Origin of the sequence: Pseudomonas sp. BJa3 (genome assembly GCF_026343815.1) — a bacterium.
Lineage (GTDB): Bacteria > Pseudomonadota > Gammaproteobacteria > Pseudomonadales > Pseudomonadaceae > Aquipseudomonas > Aquipseudomonas soli.
Window position 1 is genome coordinate 1 of sequence record NZ_JAOXMC010000474.1, and the last position, 242, is coordinate 242.

Below are 242 nucleotides of genomic sequence, written 5' to 3' on the forward strand. Positions count from 1 at the left end.
TGCGCGTGCTGGGCCGCACCGCGGAGGCCGTGCCGGAGTATCAGCGTCTGTTCGAACTGCGCCGCCGCGTGCTGGGCGAGACGCACCTGGAAACCCGCATCGCCGCCTGGAACCTGATCGACACGTACAACGAATGGGGACGCAAGGCGGACGCTGAGCCGCTGTACCGCCAGTACGTCGCGCCGCTGCTGGCGGCGGATCCGAAGACGCTGGGCGACGACGATGCGCGATTCGTCGAGCTC

At 69.0% G+C, this 242-nt stretch carries 1 protein-coding gene; it reads left to right on the plus strand.

Annotated features, from left to right (window positions below; translation table 11 throughout):
- On the plus strand, positions 1–242 hold a 242-nt coding region (locus OH705_RS28460), incomplete at both ends, for a tetratricopeptide repeat protein (RefSeq protein WP_267303601.1).